5 protein-coding genes are annotated in these 5028 nt (G+C 56.2%); all 5 read left to right on the top strand.

The genetic code is table 11. From position 1 onward, the window contains the following. The coding region (locus ACPLUI_RS10730; RefSeq protein WP_424660257.1) for an OmpA/MotB family protein at window positions 1-812 on the top strand (812 nt) is incomplete at its 5' end. Between the two features lie 21 nt (window positions 813-833). After that, the gene (locus ACPLUI_RS10725) at window positions 834-1610 is read left to right on the top strand and encodes a flagellar motor protein (protein ID WP_424660256.1); all 777 of its coding nucleotides are present in this window, start codon (window positions 834-836) and stop codon (window positions 1608-1610) included. A gap of 108 nt (window positions 1611-1718) precedes the next feature. Continuing rightward, on the top strand, window positions 1719-2213 hold the full coding sequence (locus ACPLUI_RS10720; protein WP_424660255.1) for a chemotaxis protein CheW: 495 nt from the start codon (window positions 1719-1721) through the stop codon (window positions 2211-2213). Between the two features lie 56 nt (window positions 2214-2269). After that, on the top strand, window positions 2270-4408 hold the full coding sequence (locus ACPLUI_RS10715; protein WP_424660254.1) for a chemotaxis protein CheW: 2139 nt from the start codon (window positions 2270-2272) through the stop codon (window positions 4406-4408). Between the two features lie 45 nt (window positions 4409-4453). Next, the coding region (locus ACPLUI_RS10710) for a response regulator (RefSeq protein ID WP_424660253.1) at window positions 4454-5028 on the top strand (575 nt) is incomplete at its 3' end.

Below are 5028 nucleotides of genomic sequence, written 5' to 3'. Positions count from 1 at the left end.
AGGCGAATAATGGTTACGTGGCGATTTTGTTGAAAGGAGTAAAGTTTTCTGTGAAAAGAGAAAGCAAAAAGGCCAGTTACGGAAGCATGGAACGCTGGTTGATTACCTATGCCGACATGATCACCCTGTTACTGATCTTTTTCATTGTCATGTATTCGTTAAGCCAGGTTGATATCAAGAAATTCCGCATGCTCGCCGAATCATTAAGTAAAGCCATGGGCGGTGGCGGAGTAATACTCGATAACCTGGGTCCTTCGGTGGTTCCGGGGATCAGCGGCACAGAAGTGGAAACGCGGGAAGACGTGGCGGACCAGACGGAAATGGAAAATATTCGCCAGGAACTTTTGCGCCAGATACAGCAGCAGGGCCTGGCAGCGCGGGTTTCGGCCACCAGTGAAGAACGGGGAATCGTCCTGAGCTTCCAGGATGAAGTCCTATTTAAACTGGGGTCGGCGGAACTAACTCCCCGGGCCAGGGAGATTATTGCTGCCGTGGCCCCCATACTCCTGAAAACACATAATTACATACGCATTGAAGGACACACCGACAACCTGCCCATCAAAACAGACCGCTATCCTTCAAACTGGGAACTGTCCACGGCCCGTGCTACAGCAGTGGTGCAGGAATTAATCCGGACGGTCGGCTTTCCACCACAGAGACTTTCAGCTGTGGGCTATGGGGAATACCGGCCGAGGGTGCCCAATGACTCGGAAGCCCACCGGCAGATGAACCGCCGGGTTGATATCGTTATCCTGCGCAGCAAGTATAAAGGATCGGAGCCGGGATTCTCACCAGCCCCGCCCCAGGATTAAGTTACAGGAAAGGGATGACTGATGGATCTTGCCATACTTGGGTTCGTAATCGCAGTAGTGGCTCTGGTGGGCGGTTTTGTACTGGAGGGGGGACATGCCGGTGCCCTTTTGCAGCCTACAGCCGCGTTGATAGTTTTCGGAGGTACTATAGGCGCTACAGTTTTCAGTTTTACTTTGAGCGATTTAAAACAGGTTCCCCGGCTTTTCCGCGTGGGGCTTTTTCGTACCATTCCAGAACCCACAGAAACTATCGAACTCATTGTCAGCCTGGCCGATGAAGCCAGACGGGAAGGGTTGCTTTACCTGGAAAATCGCCTGGGCGAAGTGGATGATTCATTTCTGCGCAAGGGCATCCAGCTGGTTGTGGACGGAACCGACCCGGACCTGGTACGCAATATCCTTGAGGCTGAACTTTACGCCATTCAAGAGCGGCACAATGTTGGAGCGGGCATCTTCGAAGCCGCCGGGGGCTACGCTCCCACCATGGGCATCATCGGTACGGTCATGGGCCTGGTGCACGTTCTCAGCTCGATCCAGTCCCCGGAAAATCTGGGCCCTGCCATTGGCATGGCCTTCATAGCCACCCTGTACGGTGTAGCCAGCGCCAACGTGCTATGGCTTCCCCTGGCGGCAAAGCTGCACAACCTGAGCAAAAAGGAAATGCTCCTGCGCCAGTTGATGCTGGAAGGCATCGTCTCCCTGCAGGCCGGGTACAACCCCATTCTTATTCGCGAAAGGTTGACCGCCTTTCTTAAGCCGGAAGCCCGGCAGGAGCGGGAAGAAAAATACGAGGAATAAATTTGTTCCCGTCCCGGTATGTACCTGGTGCCGGTTTCAAGAAGTCCCGGCACCTTTGCTCTATAAAAATACATAGCTCTCTAAAAATACATAAAAGGAGAGGTGCCCATGGGCGGCGAACGGCGGAGCGAGCTGCAATTAGTAGTTTTTCGTTTAAAAGAGCAAACCTATGGCGTGGACATCAGCCATGTTCTGGAAATCATACGGGCTCTGGACATTACAGCCATTCCAGGTACTCCGGACTTCGTGGAGGGCGTGATCAACCTGCGGGGACGCGTCGTACCAGTAATCGACCTGGCCCGCCGCCTGGGGTTGGACCCCGTCAATGTAACCGCAAACACCCGCATCGTGATTGTGGAAGTGGGTGGAACTACCGCAGGGATGATGGTGGACGGGGTGTCGGAAGTATTGAGCCTGTCACAGGAGAGCATCCAGCCCCCACCACCCATGGTAGCGGGAATTGCCGCTGCTTATTTAAAGGGCATTGCACTACTGGATGATCGCCTGATCATCCTTCTGGACACAACCCGGATCTTCCACCGGGAGGAAAAAGAAGCTTTACAGGAACTTGCAAACCGGGTTGCAAAACGGGCCGCTTCATAAAAGCTTACTGTAAAGCTTACCGTTTAAAAGAAGGTGAACGAAGGATGGTGGATTAAATGTTCACGGAAGAAGAGGTGGCCGTATTTTTAGAAGAGCTAGAAGAGAAACTCCAGGTAATCAACGATAACGTTTTGCTGCTCGAACGCGAGGGGGGCAGCCCCGAAGTAATTCAGGAAATTTTCCGGGCCGCTCATACCATCAAGGGCTCCTCGGCCGTCATGGGTTACGAGAAAATGTCTACTCTGACTCACGAAATTGAAAATCTTTTCGAGCGGCTGCGCCAGGGCGAAATGGAGGTTTCCGAAACCATCGTGGATATCCTCTTTGAAGCCCTGGATACTTTAAAACTTTTGAAAGACGAGATTACAGGCCAGGCGAGTGATGTTGACGTTTCGGCAGTGATCGAAAAATTACGCGCCTGCCAGCTCACCTGCGGGACGGGAGCGGCGGGCGGCGGGCGGGCAGGCAACGGAAGCCTACCGGGTCCGGCGGGAACAGGTGATGCGCGGGAGCCTGTGGGTGTGTCTACCCCGGCTCGGGGCACGGGGGCTGACACCGGCACTGCTGGCTACCAGACCTACCGCGTGACCCTGGAACTGGAAGATGCAGTGGAAGAAGTGGTGCGGGAAGCGGAACTCCGGGGCTTCCAGGCCTACCAGGTGGATGTCGGCATCGACCGGGGCTGCCAGATGAAAGCGGTAAGGGCTTTTTTAATCTTTGAAACCCTGCAGCAAATAGGGGAAATTGTAAAAAGCGTCCCCCCGGCTGAGGATCTGCAGGAAGGCAACTACGAACACGGTTTTACCGTGGTGCTGCTTACCAGGGAGGATGCCGGGCAGGTACACGACCTGGTGTTCTCCATTGCCGAGGTTAGCAGCGTGGAGGTCCGGCCGGTCAAACCGGGGGCGGTAGAAAAAACAACTGCCCGGGAGGCCGAACCCTGGAAGGTGGTAAAAAAGGAAACTCCATCACCTGGTAAGGATACCGTAAAAACCGTGCGGGTGGACGTACAGAAGCTGGACACCCTGATGAACCTGGTGGGGGAACTGGTAATCGACCGCACCCGGCTGGACCGTTTCGTGGAAGTTTTCGAAAGCCGTTACGGATCTGACGACCTGGTGGAAAACATAGTGGAGATATCCAACCACCTGGGACAGGTGACCAACGACCTGCAGGAAGAAATCATGAAAGCGCGTATGTTACCCGTAGCCCAGGTTTTCAACCGCTTGCCCCGGATGGTAAGGGACCTGGCCCATAAAATGGGCAAGGAAATCGATTTTATCATCGAGGGCAGGGAAACGGAGCTGGACCGCAACGTAATCGAGGTCATAGGTGACCCCCTCATCCACCTTTTGCGCAACGCCGTGGACCACGGCATTGAACCCCCCGAGGAAAGGGTACGCCTGGGCAAACCGCGTGCCGGCCGGCTGCTCTTGAAAGCGGCTTACGTTGAGAGTAACATCGTGATTACTCTGTCTGACGACGGGCGGGGAATGGACCCGGATAAAATGCGGCAGAAAGCGGTGGAGAAGGGATTGATGACTCCAGAACAGGCCGCCCGGGCCAGTGACCGGGAAATCCTGGACCTCATTTTTACGCCCGGTTTTTCCACCGCCGGTACCGTAAGCGACGTTTCCGGCCGGGGGGTGGGTATGGACATAGTGCGCAACCAGATCGAACAGATAAACGGCTCGGTGGAATTCACCACCGTCCCCGGCAGAGGTACCACCTTCACCATCAAGCTGCCCCTGACCCTGGCCATCATACGGGCACTGATGGTGACCCTCGGGGATAACGTGTACGCCTTCCCGTTAACCAATGTGCTGGAAACCCTGACGCTGAAACCCGGGGAAATCCGGCGCGTGCGCCACGCCGAAGTCATTGTGGTGCGCGGTCAGGTGCTGCCCCTGGTACGGCTGGCCAATCTGTTCCAGGAGACAAGCGGGGAGGAAGGCAAGCTTTCAGTGGTCATCCTGGGCTCCGGGGATAAAAAGGTGGGCGTGGTGGTGGACCGGCTCATTGGCGAGCAGGAAATCGTGATCAAGTCCCTGGGAGGGTACCTCGGGCAGGTCCCCGGTCTTTCAGGGGCCACCATCCTGGGCGACGGCAAGGTGGCTCTGATTGTGGACGCCAGGAGTATCGTGAAAGAAGCAGGTGTGGAAGAAATTGTCTGTGAGCTGAACAGGGCGGGGTAGAAGCTATCCAATAAGGGTGAGTTGACTGAAAAGGGGTCTTGACGTGTGGCGGCGATTCGGGTGCTGGTGGTGGATGATTCGGCTTTGATGCGCCGTTTAATCACCCGCCTCCTGGAAGAACGGGGTTATAATGTAATTGGCACGGCGGCAGACGGAGAAGAAGCTGTGGCCAGAATATGCGCCCTGAAACCCGATGTGGTATCCCTCGACCTGGAAATGCCCGTACTTGACGGTCTGGGAGTACTGCGCAGGGTGATGAGGGAGTGCCCCGTCCCGGTGGTCATGCTCAGTTCCCATACTACAGCGGGTGCCCGGGCCACCATGCAGGCCCTGTCCCTGGGAGCGGTAGATTTTGTGGCCAAACCCTCCAGCCCGGCCCAACTGGACGCCATGGTCGCGGAACTGGTGGAAAAACTGCGCGCCGCCGCCACAGTGGCGGCCAGCAAGCTGGTACGTCCCGGGGCGGGTATGGCCTTAACCCCTTATTACGCCGGAAAGGCAGGGCCTTCACCGCCTTCCCCGGGTAGAAAGAATATGGGACTTCACCAGACGCCTCCAGCCCCGCCGGGCAAGCCGGCCGGGTTCTCCAGCAGTGCCGGGCCCTTTCCAGAACGTGCCGG

Source organism: Desulfofundulus sp. (genome assembly GCF_049701015.1).
Classification (GTDB): Bacteria; Bacillota; Desulfotomaculia; order Desulfotomaculales; family Desulfovirgulaceae; genus Desulfofundulus.
This window is presented reverse-complemented; position numbering and strand designations above follow the sequence as displayed.